The organism is Arsenicibacter sp. R0_47, assembly GCF_057652235.1.
The window spans coordinates 44,542-62,768 of the sequence record NZ_JBYFCJ010000013.1; the positions used below are offsets into that span (position 1 = coordinate 44,542).

Below are 18,227 nucleotides of genomic sequence, written 5' to 3' on the forward strand. Positions count from 1 at the left end.
TTGTCAAAATAAGCACCAACCCTTCAAATACAGGCAGGTTTTTGCCTATTTTTTTGTGCCAACCCTTGTGCGTCGCGCCCATTACTGTGTTTCTATGTTTCCCGTATCTGATAGCTGTTATTAACAGTATTACTTATCAACTATTTTTTTGTAAAAAAGGCGGAATTGCTATTGACAATTACCATTTAATGTGTCAATTTTACACTATTAATTAAGTGTCAACTAAACGCTTAAATTAACTTTTTAGTTATACAGCTGATTATCAATAGTATTTTTATTTATCAGTTGACATGATTATTTGCTTAACTGAGATTCCAGGTAACACATAACTCATGCTATCATGACTTCATCAGTACAGGATCAATACTTATGGCAGCATTACCGCCACGGAGACAGGCAGGCACTCGGTCAGCTTGCGGAACGGTATTATCGTGTATTAAAACATTATGGGATGAAGTTTATGGTGCAGGAACAGGTGGTCGAGGATTGTATTCAGGACTTGTTTCTGCAACTGTGGCAAAACCGGTTGCAAATCAATGAAACGGAATCGGTAAAGCACTATCTGCTGAAAGCATTGAGGCATCATGTACTTCAGTATCACCGCACCAAAAGCCGCATGTCTACCGAAGACCTCGACTGGGATGCCTCAATACCAGACGAATATGATGCGGAGACACTCCTTATTGAGCGCGAATCATTGAGCGCATTAACTCAAAGTATGCAGGCTCAGCTTCAGAAACTGCCTCCCCGCGAGCGGGAAGCACTGTATCTGCGCTACTATGAAAACCTTTCAGTTGCTGAAATTGCGGAGGTAATGAACGTTAACCGGCAGTCTGTTTCTAATTTCCTGCAAAAAGCGCTGGTTAAAGTCCGCAACCGGTGGCTGGAGACAACTCTTATCTTTTTTTGCATTTTTTTTCAAAAAAATTCTCTTTAGATAGGGTATCCCGTCTGGCGTATTTCATACTATCAATAAAATAGTAGAAAAGTACCAATGGATGAGCTACCTGTAAACTGCGTAACTGTTGAAGAACTGCTTGGCAACGAAGCGTTCAGGCGATGGGTTTTGCATAAAAGCCCGGCCGACCGTATTCGCTGGCAGGAGTGGCTGCATCAACATCCGGACAAACGGGAACTCTACGAACAGGCAGTCGCGGTATATCTCGCCCTGGAAGGTACTAAACCGGCAATGTCCGATCGTGAAGTCAGGGAAAAAACCGCCCGTATAACCAGTCAGTTTACCGGATCACCGGATGAGCTCTCTACCGGCAGTATCCGGCCTTTATGGTCCCGGTTACGCTGGATTGCCGCAGCGTCTGTTCTGCTCACAGGCTTATGGTGGCAATTTCAGCCGGTTGCCTCAACACTGGCCCTGACGTTCCGCAAACAGCCGAAAATTGACGCACCCGCCGGCAATGACTGGAAAGAGGTAAAAAACGTAGCAGCCGTACCGATGGTGGTCCTGCTGCCCGAAAATTCGTCTGTATTGCTCTATCCGTACAGCCGGATCCGCTTCCGGAAAACAACTTCAGCAGCGCTGCGTGAGGTGTTTCTGGAAGGGGAAGGTTTCTTTGAGGTTTCCAAAAATCCGGCAAAACCCTTTGTTGTTTATACATCTACCCTGACAACCCGTGTGTTAGGAACAAGCTTCCAGATACGGTCCTTTAAAAAGGAAGCTACGGCTTTTGTTAAAGTCAAAACCGGAAAAGTTACCGTATCTCCGGTCGATTTTCCGGAGAAGCAGACATTACTAACGATAAACGAACAACTTACGCTGGTCCCTAACTCGGTGCAGGTGACAAAGAAGGAACCGGTTTCGCCGGTTGCCGGAGAAAAACCGGATATGCTGACCCAGCAATTCAGTTACGAATTTACCCCTGTCACCCAAATTTTTGATCAGTTGGAACGCACGTATCACATGCCGATCATCTGCGACCGGAAACTGCTGCAGCACTGCACGTTTACGGGGCAGCTGAACGATACACCTTTTCCCGATAAAATCCGGCTAATATGCCTCACCATTGAATCGACCTGTGAGGTTGTGAATAATCAGGTGATTATTCACAGCAAGGGCTGTAATTAACATTCTTAACCTTAAACCAAACGACACTAACATGAGATAACCGATACCGGCTTATGCACAAAAAAAGGGCGACCGTGCTCCCAACACGTCCGCCCTGCTAATCCCTCTAGTCTGTGCTTTCGAACACCCCCATCAGATGGGGGGAGGGCTTCATTTTGTCAATTCTTAATGATTCAAGAACAACAAAGCATACAAACTTATGCATTCCCTTTTTAATAACCGCAATGTTTGGGTTAGGATCATGAAAATCTCAAGCCTGCAACTTCTGCTCGCGCTGACGTTCTTCCAGATCAGCTTTGCCATCGATAGCAAAGCCCAGGAGCTGCTGAACCGCAGAGTCAGTCTTTCTGCTCAGAATCAAGATGTTGAAACAGTTTTTAAACGTCTTGAACAACAAGCCAATGTCCACGTTTTGTTCAGCCGCGAAATCGTCCAGTCGCGTCGTAAGGTCTCACTTCAGGCTACCAATGAAAAGCTTTCATCCGTTCTTGACCAGCTGTTAGCCCCGTTGAGCCTGTCGTATGAAGTAGTCGGCCAGCAAATTGTCATTAAACGGACAGCCACTCAGGCAGTCCAGCCGGCCAGCTTCCCAAACGACTACGCCGATCAGTCGGCCGTTGAAGCAAAGGATATCCAGATTACGGGGAAGGTCACCAGTGAAAACGGTGAGGCGTTGCCCGGCGTAAACGTTCAGATAAAAGGCACCACCCGCGGAACAAGCAGTGACGAAAACGGAAACTACAAAATCAGTGTTCCGGAGCGCACCAACGTGGTACTGATCTTTTCGTTTATAGGGTACGTTACCCAGGAAGCTACCGTTGGCAACCGCACCAGCGTCAATGTTTCCTTGGCAACAGACAACAAAACGCTGAGCGAAGTCGTCGTTGTCGGGTATGGTACACAGCGCAAACGGGACGTGACCGGTTCGCTGGTTTCTGTTTCTGAAGCTACGCTGAAAGAGGTACCAGCCCCCAACCTGCTTAACCAGCTTAAAGGTCGTGCCGCCGGTGTATCGATTGTCAGCAACGGCTCAACACCAGGTAGCCAGGCAAGCATCCGTATCCGCGGAAACCGGTCACTGACGACGGGTAACGGCGACGGACTTGACGGCCCGCTTGTAGTCGTTGATGGTATACCCTTTGGCGGGCTGAATGACATTAACCCCGATGATATTGCCAACCTTGAGATTCTCAAGGATGCCTCGGCAACCGCGATTTACGGGTCGAGAGGTGCAGGCGGGGTTATCCTGATTACTACCAAACGCGGCAAGGTCGGTAAGCCGATACTTACCTACGACGGCTACCACGGTGTAACCAACATCATGGGCAAATACAACGTGATGAACGGCCAGCAGTATGCGAAGCTGAAAGAGCAATCGGCAGCCCTGAACTCACAGGGAGCCGGTACAACCGCGTATCCACTGACCGAAGAAGAGCGGGCAAACCTGGCTGCCGGTGTATCAACAGACTGGCAGGACCTGCTGTACAAGCAAGGATTCAATACCAGCCATCAGCTTGGTTTACAGGGCGGTGTTGAAAATACGCAGTATGGTTTGGGCCTTGGTTATTTCAACGAAACCGGTATTATGCCGAATCAGAATTTCCAGCGGATGAATATCCGCGGGACGATAGATCAGAAAATCGGCAAGCGGGTAAAAATTGGTTTGAATACCCTCAATACCCTGACGTACCGGAATGATCCGGCGGGTGGCGGTGTACCGACCGAACTGGTACGTCTGTCGCCGCTGGTTAAGCCGTACAATGACGACGGTACCATTAACCTGAATCCTAAAAAAGGAACGATTGAAGCCCAGGCAGTAACCCCGCTTACCCTCATTTCGCGCGGCAGCGACATCCTGTCCCGTGAGCGTGCCATCAGAACGTTCAACAGCCTGTATGCCGAAGTCAATATTCTGGATGGCCTCCGGTATCGGTTCAACGTTGGTCTGAACTACAGCCAGACTGGTTTTAACGGCTATGGTCCGCCAAATACGTTCGTTAATACAGGGGTTGACCAAAGTGTATCCAATGCTGAAATCAGAAATACCGAGTATTGGGACGTGAACATGCAGCATTTGCTGTATTATGACAAGACCATTGGAAAACACAGAATCGGTGTGACCGGGCTCTATGAATATACAAAAAACCACTCCCTGGGTAGCCGGTTTACGGTAAAAGGGGTTCCGGCCGATTACATTAAAACCGCCAATTTTGCGCTGGCTTCCGGAACGCCGGTTGCTCCGACAGACTTCGGTAATTCCTTTTCAGAAACCGGTCTGCTTTCCTATATGGCGCGGGTAAACTATGCGTTCAACGATAAATATATCCTGACCGCTACGTTCCGCCGCGACGGTTCATCTACGCTGTCACCGGGCAACCAGTACTTCAATTATCCGGCCATTGGTCTGAGCTGGAACGTAATTGATGAGACATTCATGAAGAATATTCCTGTTTTCTCTAATCTGAAAGTACGGGGAGGCTGGGGTATTTCCGGTAACCGGAACGTAGGCGCCTATGCGACCCTTGGCGCACTGTCAACCGGTTATTACAACTTCGGTACGACGGCCGCCGGTCAGGCGCTTGCCTATACCGTTACCAGCCTTCCGGCTACGAATCTAGGCTGGCAGTCGACAGCCCAGACGGATATCGGTCTGGAAATCGGCCTGTTAAATAACCGCATTACCGGTACATTCGATGTGTATTACCAGAAGACAAAAGACATTCTGTTGTCGGTAAATCTCCCGGAAAGTAACGGGGCGGGTTCAACGTTGAAAAACCTGGGTAAAACCGAAGGGCGCGGCTTTGAGTCATCGGTGACTGTCGACATTTTCCGGAACAAAAACGGATTTAACTGGAGTACAGACTTAACCTACTTCTTTAACCGTGAGAAAATTACGCAGCTCACAACACCGAAAGAACTGGATAACAAAGGCAACTTCTGGTTTGTGGGCCAGCCGCTGACCGTCATTTACGATTACAATAAAATCGGTATCTGGCAGCAGGCAGACGTAGACAACGGTAACCTGAAAAAGCAAACCTCACCGGTACAGCTGCCGGGTGAAATCCGTGTCGAAGACGTTGATGGTAACGGCGTAATTGATGCCAATGACCGGAAGATTATCGGCAACTTCCAGCCGAAGTGGGAAGGTGGCTTTACGAACCGGATCAGTTACAAGGGCTTTGACCTGTCGATTGTGACGTTTGCGCGGATGGGTATGAAAGTCGTCGTTCCGTATCTGTCAGGAACATCAGGGGGCGGCTCCGGCTTCGGCTTCCTGAACCAGGGACGGTCGAACCAACTCGTGATGGATTACTGGACACCGGAAAATCCGACGAATGCCTTCCCTCGGCCGGATGCAGGTGGCGGTGTACGTTACTTCACATCAACGACGTCCTATCAGGATGGTTCATTCATTAAGATGCGCAGTATCAATCTGGGGTATACCGTTACCGGCAAAGTACTGTCACGGCTTGGCGTTTCGTCGGCTCGGATTTACCTCAACGCAACCAATCCGTTCATTATCTATTCACCGCTGGTGAAAGCGAAGTTAGCGGTTGATCCGGAAGGAAACGGCTACGGTAATACGATCCAGGGAGGTAATTTCAACCGCTTCGTTACCGTTAACCTCAACAATCCGCCGGTACGTCAATTTACGCTAGGTTTAAATCTTAAATTCTGATCAGAGATGAAAAAGTTTAACATATCATTAGTTGCCGTAGCGTTATTCTCCTGCCTGGGGTGTGAAAAAGTACTGGAAGAACACCCGCAATCGCAGATTGTCCCTTCTTTTTTCAATAGTGCATCCGGCGTGTTAGGTGGTATTGCCGGGGTATATAATCAAATCCGCGGCCAATGGGGAACCGAAGGGTTTTCGTCAGAGATGCAGGCCGGAACCGATGAGTTCATTCAGGGAGCCAGTAGCGGCGGCGGGCCGATACATACCTATAACGGACTGAACAGCAGTAACTTTGGCTCTGCATGGGCTGCTGCCTTTACCAGTATTAACACCGTCAACGGGGTATTGAAGTACGGGCAGAGTATTGACCTGCCTGCGGCAACCAAGCAGCAGTATCTGGCACAGGCCAAATTTTTACGCGCCTTCTGGTACTTCTATCTGGTACAGACCTGGGGTGATGTGCCGCTGCACACTGAATTTATCACGGTTCCGTCGCAGAGTGCAAAGCGGGATCCGGTAGCGGACGTCTACAAGCTCATTATTCAGGATCTTACGGAAGCCGCTGCCGCGTTACCGGATAAACCAACGGCTCCGTTCCTGGGTAAAGCAGCTACCAAACCTGCTGCCCTGTTTTTCCTGTCAAAGGCGTACCTCACCCGTGGCTGGCTGACCAACTCGCAGTCTGACTTTGCGGAGGCGGCTAAAATTGCCAACGACATCATTACCAACAAAGCCACCTATGGCCTTGACCTGTGGCAGGATTTCGGCGATGCGTTTGTCCCTGCCAACGACTACGGTAAGGAAACAGTGTTTGTCAGCGACCACTCAAACGATGCCAAATATGGCTATTACCTGTTAGGTTCCGGCGAAAGCGGTGGTTTTGCGAATAACCTGACGCCCTGGTTTACCAACTGGAACTACCCGAACAACAGTGGTGTCAACTCATACGTCAATGCTTCGGGGGTGCTGGTCAACTCCGGAACGTCCGGTATGATCCGCGATTCGTACTACGGTCGTCCGTATGCGCGGATTCGTCCGAACAGTGTGAAGCAAACATCAGGCGACAACACCGGCAAGAATTATTTCCTTGATCAGGCTTTCGTGAAGCGGGATGTTGATTCACGGTTCCTGAATACGTTCTATACAACCTACATCGCCAACACGTCTGTAACGAACACGCCGACTGCGGCTAACAACAAGCGCGGCATTGGCTATACGACTGTTGTCGGGGTTGATACCATGGTCTGGTTACCGGATTTTGAAGTGGCCGGCGCACCGCAATTCATTGGTACCAGACCGTTTAAAGGTATTGTAGCGACGCCAAGCATGTGGAATGCCAACCTGTATCCGGCAATCAAGAAGCACATGGACCCAAGCCGGGGCTCAAACTTCAATGATCCGTCAACGCGTCCGGTGGTAATCACCCGTTTTTCAGAAGTGTACCTGATCGGTGCTGAAGCGTACCTGATGTCAGGTAACAAGCCAAAGGCAGCTGAATTACTGAATGTCATCCGGCAACGGGCAGCCTACCGCAAAACCAATACGGCAGCACAGAACGCAGCCGCTGTAACGGCGATGACCATTGGTGCCGATGACGTTACAGTGGATTTTATCCTGGATGAACGCAGCCGTGAGTTGTTCGGCGAATGGATGCGGTACCATGACCTGGTTCGTACCAAAACGCTGGTGAAGCGGATTAAAGGCTGGAACAGCGAAGCCGGTCCGTACGTAAAGGATTTCCACATGCTCCGGCCGATTCCGCAAACGCAGATTGACCGTACAGTTGAAGGACCTGCCTTCACGCAGAACCCAGGTTATTAACCGTTTTTTACCGGGATTGAAATAAAGCATAAAGAGGACGTATTTTTCATCCTCTTTATGCTTTTACTACTAAATAACCCCTGCAACATTAACAACATGCGATCTGTTTTTCCGGCCCTTCTCTTCCTGCTCAGCACAATTTGTCAGGCTCAGCAATCATCCAAAAACCTCAAACTCTGGTACAACAAACCTGCGGGAACGGTCTGGGAAAATGCCCTGCCGATTGGGAACGGGCGTTTGGGCGGCATGATCTATGGCAATGTTGGCAAAGAAACGATTCAGCTGAATGAACACACCGTTTGGTCGGGTAGTCCCAACCGCAACGATAACCTCGACGCGTGGGCGTCGCTACCCCAAATCCGCCAGCTGATTTTTGACGGGAAACAAAAAGACGCCGAGAAACTGGCTAATAAAACCATTATCACCAAAAAATCACACGGGCAGATGTTTCAGCCCGTCGGTAGTTTGAACCTCACTTTTGAAGGTCACGATAACTACACCGATTATTACCGTGACCTTGACATTGAGCGGGCTGTTGCAAAAACGAGCTATACCGCCAACGGCGTGACCTACACCCGCGAAATCTTTGCGTCGTTGCCTGAGCGTGTATTGGTGGTACAGCTTACGGCCAGCAAACCCAGTGCGCTTTCGTTCCGCGCTTCCTATACTACTCCTCAGTTAAAACCTGTCATCAGTGCCAATGCCAACGAACTTACCATTGCGGGCACTACCTCCGACCACGAAGGAGTGAAAGGCATGGTGAAATACATGGGTATTGCGAAAATCAAAACCAACGGCGGGACAGTCGCCGCCAAGGATACCAGCCTGACCGTAAAAGATGCTACGTCGGCTACCATTTATATTTCGATTGCCACCAATTTTGTCAACTATAAAGACGTTTCGGGGGATGAAAAAGCCCGCGCCTACGACTACCTGAACAAGGCATTTCCTAAACCATACGCGGCCCTGCTGGCGCAACATATTGCCGCTTACCAACACTATTTTAATCGGGTGAAACTGGATCTTGGCACTACCGACGCTGCCAAACTCCCAACCGATGAACGGCTTAAAAACTTTCGCTCAGTCAATGACCCTCAGTTGGTTACGCTCTATTACCAATACGGTCGTTACCTGTTGATTTCGTCTTCACAACCGAGCAATAAAGGGGAATCTGGACAACCTGCCAACTTACAGGGCATCTGGAACCACCGTATGAAACCGCCGTGGGACAGCAAATACACCATCAACATCAATGCCCAGATGAACTATTGGCCTGCCGAAAAAACCAATCTGTCGGAGCTGCACGAACCGTTCTTAAAAATGGTAACGGAGCTGTCGGAAACAGGTCAGGAAACGGCGCGGGAGATGTACCACACCCGTGGCTGGATGGCGCACCACAATACCGACATCTGGCGGGCAACGGGGGCTATCGACGGGGCTTTCTGGGGCATGTGGCTCGGCGGCGGTGGCTGGACAGCCCAACACTTGTGGGAGCATTATCTGTACAGCGGCGACAAAGCGTATCTGACAAAAATTTACCCCATTCTGAAAGGAGCGGCTCTTTTCTACGCCGATTTTCTGATTGAACACCCTAAATACAAATGGCTGGTGATCAACCCTGGGAGCTCCCCCGAAAACGCCCCGCAAGCACACGACGGTTCGTCGCTGGATGCAGGTACGACGATGGACAACCAGATTGTGTTCGATGCGTTCAGTACGGTAATTCGGGCAACGGAAATCCTGAAAAAAGACGCTGCCTTTGCTGATACGCTCAAGCAGTTACGGAATAAACTGGCTCCCATGCACGTGGGGCAATACGGTCAACTGCAGGAATGGCTCGACGACGTGGACGACCCCAACGACCACCACCGCCACGTGTCGCATCTGTACGGCCTGTTCCCTTCTAACCAGATTTCTCCTTACCGCACGCCCGAATTATTCAATGCCTCGCGGACTACCCTCATTCACCGTGGCGACGTTTCGACGGGCTGGAGCATGGGCTGGAAAGTAAACTGGTGGGCAAAGTTACAGGATGGCAACCATGCCTATGCGTTGATTCAGAATCAGTTAACGCCCCTTGGTGTCATTAAGGAAGGCGGCGGGACGTACAACAACCTGTTTGATGCACACCCACCGTTCCAGATTGACGGCAATTTTGGCTGTACGTCGGGCATCACCGAAATGCTGATGCAAAGTGCTGACGGCGCTATACATCTATTACCTGCACTGCCCGATGTGTGGCCTGCTGGCAACGCGGGCGGCTTGCGCGCCATCGGCGGTTTTGAGGTGACAGAGATGCAGTGGAAAGACGGCAAACTAACCAAACTGACCATAAAGTCCACTTTGGGTGGCAACCTGCGGGTGCGTACGCCCAATGCCCTCAAACTTACGGGCGGCGGCGCTTTGAAATCCGCGACAGGCGAGAATCCAAATGCGTTTTATGTGACCCAAAAAACTGCCCCAGCGGTCATTTCGGCCAAAGCCAGCGTGGCCCCTCTTTCGTTGAAAGAAACGGTGCTATACGATGTGCCAACACAGGCTGGGAAGTCGTATGTCTTTGTTGCCCAATAAACTAACGAACAGAATACTTAAATCATAACCATGTTGAAAACTGCACTTACCGCCTTTTGTCTTGCTTGCTTAATGGCATTGAGTCCACTTGCGCAGGCTCAGAAAGTTACCTTAAACAACCCGATTTTGACGGGTTTTTATCCTGACCCGAGCATCGTTAAAGTCGGGCCTGATTATTACAGCGTGCATTCTACGTTTTCGTACTTTCCGGGTCTGCCCATCATGCACAGCCGCGACCTGAAAAACTGGAAACAAATCGGCAACGTCATCAGCCGTCCGTCGCAAATGGATTTTATGGGCGAGCGCATGAGCCGTGGGCTTTTTGCTCCTGCCATTACGTATTACAAAGGCATATACTACGTTACTTGCACGGATATTGACCATGACGGGAACTTTGTCGTGACCGCTACCAACCCAGCGGGACCGTACAGCAACCCTGTAAAACTTCCACAAGTCAGGGGCATCGACCCATCCATTTATTTTGACGAAGCCACCGATAAAGCTTATGTGGTTTATAACAGCGACGCTCCTGATAATAAACCACTTTATCCGGGTCATCGCACCGTTCAGATGTATGAGTTTGATTACAAAAACTTAAAAACGATCGGAGAAAAAAAGCAATTGATAAACGGTGGGGTGGACATTACCAAAAAACCAGTTTGGATTGAAGGTCCACACATTTTGAAACGCAACGATTGGTATATACTGTATTGTGCCGAGGGAGGAACGTCCGTGAATCACTCACAAGTAGCCTTGCGCAGCAAAGATATTTGGGGGCCGTACGTGCCGTTTGAAGGCAACCCAGTCTTGACCCAAAGAGGCTTACCCGCCGACCGCCCCAACCCGATAACGTCGGCAGGACACGCCCAGTTTATCGAAGGCCCCGACGGCAATTGGTATTCAATTTTCTTGGCTGTTCGCCCTTACGAAGGTGATTATTATAATACTGGTCGTGAAATGTTCATTGCTCCGCTCACGTGGGTGAACGATTGGCCGATGATTGAACACGGCGAAAAAGCCATCGAGTACAAGTATGCAACCAACATCAAGGAGGTAAAACAGAAAGGGGCTTTGCCGCAAAACGGCAATTTTGCTTATACCATGACCTTCGACAAAGGACTCGACCTTTCGCTAATGCACTTGCGAACGGTTGATAGTAGTTCATTTAAAACTTCTAAAAATGGGCTAACGCTTAAACTCAAGCCTGAAACGATCTCAGAGTTGGGCAATCCATCTTTTGTGGCCAAACGCCAGCAACACATGTATTCAGTAGCTGAAACAGAGTTGAATTTTACGCCAAAAACTGAAAAGGAAAAGGCTGGTTTGGTGATTTATCAAGACGAAAGCCATTTTTACTTTTTGGCAAAATCTATCAAAGAGGGTAAAACACAAGTGGAATTATACAAAAGTGTGCATCGCAAAAAAGACGTAGAATTGATCAATACGCTACCCGTAGGAAATGGCAAATTGAACTTAAAAATAACGTCAAAAGCCGATAAAGTTGATTTTGAGATTTCTGAAAACGGTAAAACGTACAAAATCGTTGCCGAAAACTTAGATGGTAAGCACTTATCTACCAAAGTATCAGGTGGATTTATTGGCAATGTGTATGCTATGTATGCTACTTCAAATGGTGAAAAAAGCGATAATACAGCAACATTTAAGTATTTGAAATACAGCGGTAATGATGCTGTCTTGAAATAATGTACCCTTGGAAAGGTTCAAAACCTTTCCAAGGATGAAATGAAATACAGTGGCAATGATCCTATATTGAAATAAAAAACGTCTACCCTTGGAAAGGTTCAAAACCTTTCCAAGGATTAAAAAATAATGCCTTGCGAACCTTACTAATACATACCATAACTGCCTTCCTGCTCAGCTTTTCGGCATTCGGGCAGATGCAACCGTTTACCCTTCAGGAGGTGAAGGTGACGAATGGTGCTTTCAAGAACGCGCAGGACGTGGACATGCGGTACATCCTTTCGCTGAACCCTGATAAGCTGCTGGCGCCGTACCTCATCGACGCGGGGTTACCCCTGAAAGCCGAACGTTATGGCAACTGGGAAAGCTCGGGGCTGGACGGCCACATCGGCGGACATTACCTGTCGGCACTGGCTATGATGTATGCCTCGACGGGCAATGCAGAACTGAAAAAGCGGCTTGACTACATGGTGGACCAACTGGCTCATTGTCAGGCCAAAAACGGCAACGGCTACGTGGGCGGCATTCCGCAGGGAAAGGTGTTTTGGGAACGTATTCACAAAGGAGACATCGACGGCAGCAGCTTTGGGCTGAACAACACGTGGGTGCCGCTCTACAACATTCATAAGTTGTTTGCAGGCTTGCGGGATGCCTACGAATTTGCGGGTAATCAGCAAGCCAAACAGGTATTGGTCGGTTTGGGGGATTGGTTTGTCGAACTCATTCAGCCGCTTTCGGACGACCAGATTCAACAAATCCTCCGTACCGAACACGGGGGCATGAACGAGGTGTTTGCCGACCTGTACCTGTTGACCAAAAACCAAAAGTATTTGACCACCGCCCAGCGTATTTCTCACCGCGCTATTCTGAATCCGTTACTACAAAAACAGGACAAACTGACGGGTTTACATGCCAATACGCAGATTCCGAAGGTGATTGGGTTTGAAAAAATTGCGCAGTTAACGGGCAATGCCGACTGGTCGGAAGCGGCGCGTTTTTTCTGGCAAAATGTAGCCCAAACCCGTAGCGTGGCTTTCGGCGGAAACAGCGTGCGTGAGCATTTTAACCCAACGAATGATTTCAGTTCGATGCTCAAATCGAATCAGGGCCCTGAAACCTGCAATTCGTTCAACATGCTGCGGTTGAGCAAAGCGCTGTTTCTGGACAAAAACGACCCGACGTATCTCGACTTTTACGAACGGGTTTTGTACAACCACATCCTATCGAGTCAGCATCCGCAAAAGGGTGGTTTTGTGTATTTTACGCCCATTCGCCCCAACCATTATCGGGTCTATTCGCAACCTGAAACCAGCATGTGGTGCTGCGTTGGTTCGGGCATCGAAAACCATACCAAATACGGCGAACTGATTTACAGCCATTCGGCCAATGACCTGTTTGTCAACCTGTTTATTCCTTCCACCTTAGACTGGAAAGAAAAAAATATTCAACTCACCCAAAGCACGGAGTTTCCGTACAAAAACCAGACAGAACTGGTGCTGAAACTGGCTAAATCACAGACGTTTGCCTTGCAAATCCGTTCCCCGAAATGGGCGGAAAATGTTGAGGTTTTGGTCAATGGGAAAAAGTATCCTGTCAGCGCCCAGCCCGCACACTACATGGGCATTGAGAAAAAATGGAAATCGGGCGATAAAGTGACGGTGCGTTTTTCGACGACAACCAAACTGGAATACCTGCCCGACAATTCGAACTGGGCGGCATTTGTGCACGGGCCGATTGTGTTGGCGGCGCAAACCGCTAAAACCGACTTGGTCGGGCTGTTTGCCGACGACAGCCGCATGGGGCACGAAACCAAAGGGAAACTGTACCCCATCGACAAAGCGTACGCGTTGATTGGCCATACCGACTCCTATCTTTCAAAGATAAAACCGACTGGTAATCTAACTTTTACCCTTGACTCGCTGACGCTGCAACCGTTCTACGAAATCCACGATGCCCGTTACCAGATGTATTTCCAGACCTTTACGCAGGCCGATTTTGACGCTCAGAAAGCAACCCGACGTCAGCAGGAAGCCGAGGCATTGGCGTTGGAAGCCCGAACGGTTGATAAGGTAAATTGCGGCGAACAACAACCCGAAGTAGATCATGCGTACAAAGGCGAAAAAAGCGACTCGGGCTACGACGACGACGGCCGTTTCTGGCGAAATACCCGCTCGTACATTTCGTATCAGTTGCAAAACAAAGAGCTGGCGGGTAAAACGCTTGAAATTCATTTTTCGGGAAATCTGAAAACGGAGGATGTGGGTATTTTTATCAATGATCGGGCTGCGGAATTACTCGCCGTAAAAGACAAAGTGATTACAGTAAAAACCGATGATAAAGAACTTGTTAAGCTAAAAATTACATCCGAAAACGGCAGGCCGACGCCACGGTTTTTTCAGATAAGATTGGTGAAATAGAGGTTTGAATACATGAGCCTTATTTGGCGCTTGTTTAACCTCATCCCAACCCTTCCGCTCGGGCGGCCCCGTCCTTTCTGGAGAAGGGCTTTGAAAAGTCCTCCTCTCCAGAAAGGAGAGGGGGATTTAGGGGACGGTCGGCCGCTGCCGTGAGGTTAAACAAACGAAGACTTAGTAAATGATTCTTGTGCGCCTCTGTATTATCGTAAACTAAATTGTGTCAATTTAACACGGACTATTGGTATAAACGTATGTTAAAATGTAATTTTCATTGTGCTTTTCGATTGATTCTGGGGCTTTTGTTGGCCGCAGAAGTCATGGCACAAACAGCCCGCAATCCCATCATTTATGCCGATGTGCCCGATTTGTCGATGATTCGCGTCGGGAAAACGTACTACATGAGCAGCACTACCATGCACATGAGCCCCGGCGTACCCCTGATGAAATCGACGGATTTGGTGAATTGGCAACTGTTTGGCTACGTCTATGACACGCTGGCCAATGTGCCTTCCCTCAACCTGACCGACGGCAAAGGTACTTACGGGCGGGGTTCGTGGGCGAGCTGCATCAAGTATCACAACGGCCTTTTTTACGTCACGACATTTGCCCAAACAACGGGTAAAACCCACGTTTATTCCACCAAAAACATCGAAAAAGGCCCTTGGAAATCGGTTTCGTTCGCGCCAAGCCTCCACGACCACAGTCTGTATTTCGACGACGACGGCAGGGTGTATATGATTTATGGTAACGGAAAAATCAAAATCATTGAGCTGACAAGCGACGTGTCGGGCATCAAAAAAGGCGGGCTTGACCAAACCATCATCGAAAACGGCAGTGCACCAGCGGGGAATAACATCATGCTCGGAGCAGAAGGTTCGCAGTTATTTAAGGTCAACGGAAAATACTATTTGTTCAATATTTGCTGGCCAAGAGGCGGTATGCGGACGGTGATTATCCACCGCGCCGACAAGCTCACGGGGCCGTGGGAAGGCCGCGTGGCGTTGCAGGATTTGGGCGTGGCGCAGGGCGGCTTGATTGACACGCCCGACGGTCGCTGGTTCTCGTACCTGTTCCGAGATTACGGCGGGGTTGGGCGCATTCCGTATTTGGTGCCTGTGACGTGGGAAAACGGCTGGCCTGTGTTGGGCGTTAACGGCAAAGTCCCCGAAACGCTGGATTTGCCAGCCAATAAATCGCTCATTCCCACCATTGTAGCCTCGGACGAATTTACCCGCAAAAAAGGCGACGCGGCCTTGCCGTTGGTTTGGCAATGGAACCACAACCCCGATAATTCGCTCTGGTCGGTATCCGAACGAAAAGGCTTTTTACGCTTAAAAACGGGACGAATCGACAGCTCGTTTGTTCTCGCCCGCAACACCCTCACCCAGCGCACCATCGGCCCCGAATCGACGGGTTCGACCTTGCTGGATGCCTCAAACATGAAAGAAGGCGACTTCGCGGGGTTGGGTTTGTTACAAAAGAATTTTGGTTTGGTAGGGGTAAAGGTGGGCAAAGGGCAAAAATCAATCGTCATGGTGAGTGCCAACACGGGCAAACCCGTTGAGATTGAGAACATCCCGCTTACCCAAAATACGCTGTACGTCAAGGCAGAATGTAATTTCAAGAACCGCGCAGACATCGCCCATTTCTTTTACAGCCTCGACGGCAAGGTTTGGACTAAAATCGGTGAGCCGCTGAAAATGCCTTACACGATTCCGCATTTTATGGGTTACCGTTTCGGATTGTTCAACTACGCTACCCAATCCACGGGCGGTTTTGCCGACTTTGATTATTTCCGAATAGATGACAAGATTTCAGAGAAGTAATAAAAACACGCTGTATGCAAAAGAACCATAGCATACGGCGGATATATAAACCACATAGTTACATAGGGCACAAAAGGTAAAAAAATCTATGTTTTCTATGTGCCTATGTGGTAAGAAACTTTTGTCTGGCGGGAAACCCAAATAAGCTTTTTAGGGTGAAAGAATTTTAATAAAACATTAGCGCAAATGAAGTACCTTTTTTATTGGCTGATATTGAGTTCTCTGGCTGTTAATGCCCAAACCATCAGTAGTCCTGACGGCAAACTGGTAGTTAATCTTGCCTTAGACAATGGAAAGCCCTCGTATAGTATTTCTTTAAATGGCAAGACGTTCCTGACAAAATCGCCGCTCGGACTGAAAACCAACGTGGGTGATTTTTCGGAGAATTTGGCACTGGTGGATGCTAAAACGAGTGTTCAGAAAATTGACAATACCTATGAATTGCCCAACATAAAGCAACGAAAGGTACATTATGTGGCCAATGAAGGGGGATTTGTGTTCTCAAAAAACAACGTAGAAGCTTTTCAGGTGACGTTCAGGGTGAGCAACAATGATGTGGCGTTTCGCTACAAGGTGTATCCCCAAAAACAATCCCGTAGCTGTGTTGTCAACGAAGAAGCATCGGGTTTTGCCTTTCCGAAAGGAACCACCACGTTTTTGTCGGCACAAAGTAAAGCCATGGTCGGTTTTGCCCGAACCATGCCAAGCTACGAAATCCCTTATACGGTCGATGATACGTTGGGGAAAAACGGCAGAGGCAACGGATACACCTTTCCGTGTTTATTCAAGGTCAATACCAACGGCTGGGTGTTAATTTCTGAAACGGGCGTGGACAGCCGATACTGTGGCAGCCGACTGATTGGTCATTCAGAAGGGTTATACACCATCGGGTTTCCAATGCCCGACGAAAACAACGGCAACGGAACTTCCGCGCCGGGGCTCCCGCTACCCGGCGAAACGCCGTGGCGCACCATTACTGTAGGTGAAACATTGGCACCGATTATCGAAACGACCGTACCATTCGACGTAGTAGAACCCCGTTATGCGGCTTCGCAGTCCTATAAATATACCAAAGGCTCATGGAGCTGGATCATCGGCATGGACGGCAAAACAGTGTATGACGAACAGAAACGATACATTGATTTCAGCGCGGCGATGGGCTACGAAACCATTCTCGTGGATGCCCTCTGGGACACGCAGATTGGACGGGAGAAAATAGCAGAATTAGCAAAATACGGCGCGAGTAAAGGGGTTAGTTTGTATTTATGGTACAACTCCAACGGCTACTGGAACGATGCTCCGCAAGGCCCGAGAGGGATTATGGACAACACCATTGCCCGTCGGAAAGAGATGGCGTGGATGAAAAGTATTGGCGTGAAAGGCATTAAAGTGGACTTTTTCGGCGGCGATAAACAGGAAACCATGAAGGTCTATGAAGACATCCTGTACGACGCCAACGACTACGGTATCCTGTGCATTTTTCACGGCTGTACCCTGCCGCGTGGCTGGGAACGGATGTATCCAAACTATGCGGCAAGTGAGGCCGTTCTGGCCAGCGAAAACCTCGCCTTTTCGCAGCGGAGCTGTGATTATGAGGCGTTTAACGCCACACTGCACCCCTTTATCCGAAACACCGTCGGCAGCATGGATTTTGGCGGAAGTGCTTTGAATAAATTTTACAATGCCAACAATACGCCAAACCGTGGCTCAAAGCGGGTAACGTCGGATGTGTATGCGCTGGCAACGGCGGTATTGTTTCAGAGTGCCGTGCAGCACTTTGCGTTGGCTCCCAACAATTTAACAGACGCACCAGATTGGGCCATCAGTTTTATGAAAACAGTCCCAACAACTTGGGACGAGGTTCGCTATATTGACGGTTATCCTGGGAAGTACGTGGTACTGGCGCGTCGTCATGGCAATAACTGGTATGTAACAGGTATAAACTCGCAAAAAGAAACCCTGAAACTAACCGTCAAACTGCCCATGATTGCGGCGGGGGCAGATTTGCGGCAATATACTGACGACGAACAACTGAACGGCAAAGTCAGTACCTCAAAACTGCCGAAGAATCAGGAAGTTACCCTGACGATTCCGACGAATGGCGGCGTACTGATTGTGCAGCAATAACAAGG

The 18,227-nt window shown here is 49.1% G+C and carries 9 protein-coding genes; all 9 read left to right on the forward strand.

Translation table 11 applies throughout. The features are described 5' to 3' along the window. Positions 1 to 340: 340 nt before the first annotated feature. The 9 genes from AC23NW_RS20200 (at position 341) to AC23NW_RS20240 (ending at position 18,222) form a co-directional block, all read left to right on the forward strand. Positions 341 to 937 carry an RNA polymerase sigma factor gene (locus tag AC23NW_RS20200; protein WP_487451606.1) on the forward strand — a complete coding sequence of 199 codons (597 nt, stop codon included), beginning with the start codon at positions 341 to 343 and terminating at the stop codon, positions 935 to 937. 57 nt (positions 938 to 994) lie between these two features. Then, positions 995 to 2,083, forward strand: coding sequence for a FecR family protein (locus AC23NW_RS20205; RefSeq protein WP_487451607.1), 1,089 nt, complete (start codon positions 995 to 997; stop codon positions 2,081 to 2,083). A gap of 241 nt (positions 2,084 to 2,324) precedes the next feature. Next, positions 2,325 to 5,762, forward strand: a complete 3,438-nt coding sequence (locus AC23NW_RS20210) for a TonB-dependent receptor (RefSeq protein WP_487451608.1) — start codon at positions 2,325 to 2,327, stop codon at positions 5,760 to 5,762. 6 nt (positions 5,763 to 5,768) lie between these two features. Next, complete coding sequence (locus tag AC23NW_RS20215; protein WP_487451609.1) at positions 5,769 to 7,580, forward strand: RagB/SusD family nutrient uptake outer membrane protein; 1,812 nt, start codon at positions 5,769 to 5,771, stop codon at positions 7,578 to 7,580. Between the two features lie 96 nt (positions 7,581 to 7,676). After that, on the forward strand, positions 7,677 to 10,151 hold the full coding sequence (locus AC23NW_RS20220) for a glycoside hydrolase family 95 protein (RefSeq protein WP_487451610.1): 2,475 nt from the start codon (positions 7,677 to 7,679) through the stop codon (positions 10,149 to 10,151). 30 nt (positions 10,152 to 10,181) lie between these two features. Next, on the forward strand, positions 10,182 to 11,855 hold the full coding sequence (locus tag AC23NW_RS20225) for a glycoside hydrolase family 43 protein (RefSeq protein ID WP_487451611.1): 1,674 nt from the start codon (positions 10,182 to 10,184) through the stop codon (positions 11,853 to 11,855). Between the two features lie 194 nt (positions 11,856 to 12,049). Continuing rightward, a complete protein-coding gene (locus tag AC23NW_RS20230) occupies positions 12,050 to 14,269 on the forward strand; it encodes a glycoside hydrolase family 127 protein (protein ID WP_487451740.1) in 2,220 nt (739 codons plus the stop codon). 317 nt (positions 14,270 to 14,586) lie between these two features. Further along, entirely contained in the window at positions 14,587 to 16,095 is a 1,509-nt protein-coding gene (locus AC23NW_RS20235) for a glycoside hydrolase family 43 protein (RefSeq protein ID WP_487451613.1), read from the forward strand. Between the two features lie 186 nt (positions 16,096 to 16,281). Next, the gene (locus AC23NW_RS20240; protein ID WP_487451615.1) at positions 16,282 to 18,222 is read left to right on the forward strand and encodes a glycoside hydrolase family 97 protein; all 1,941 of its coding nucleotides are present in this window, start codon (positions 16,282 to 16,284) and stop codon (positions 18,220 to 18,222) included. Positions 18,223 to 18,227 lie beyond the last annotated feature (5 nt).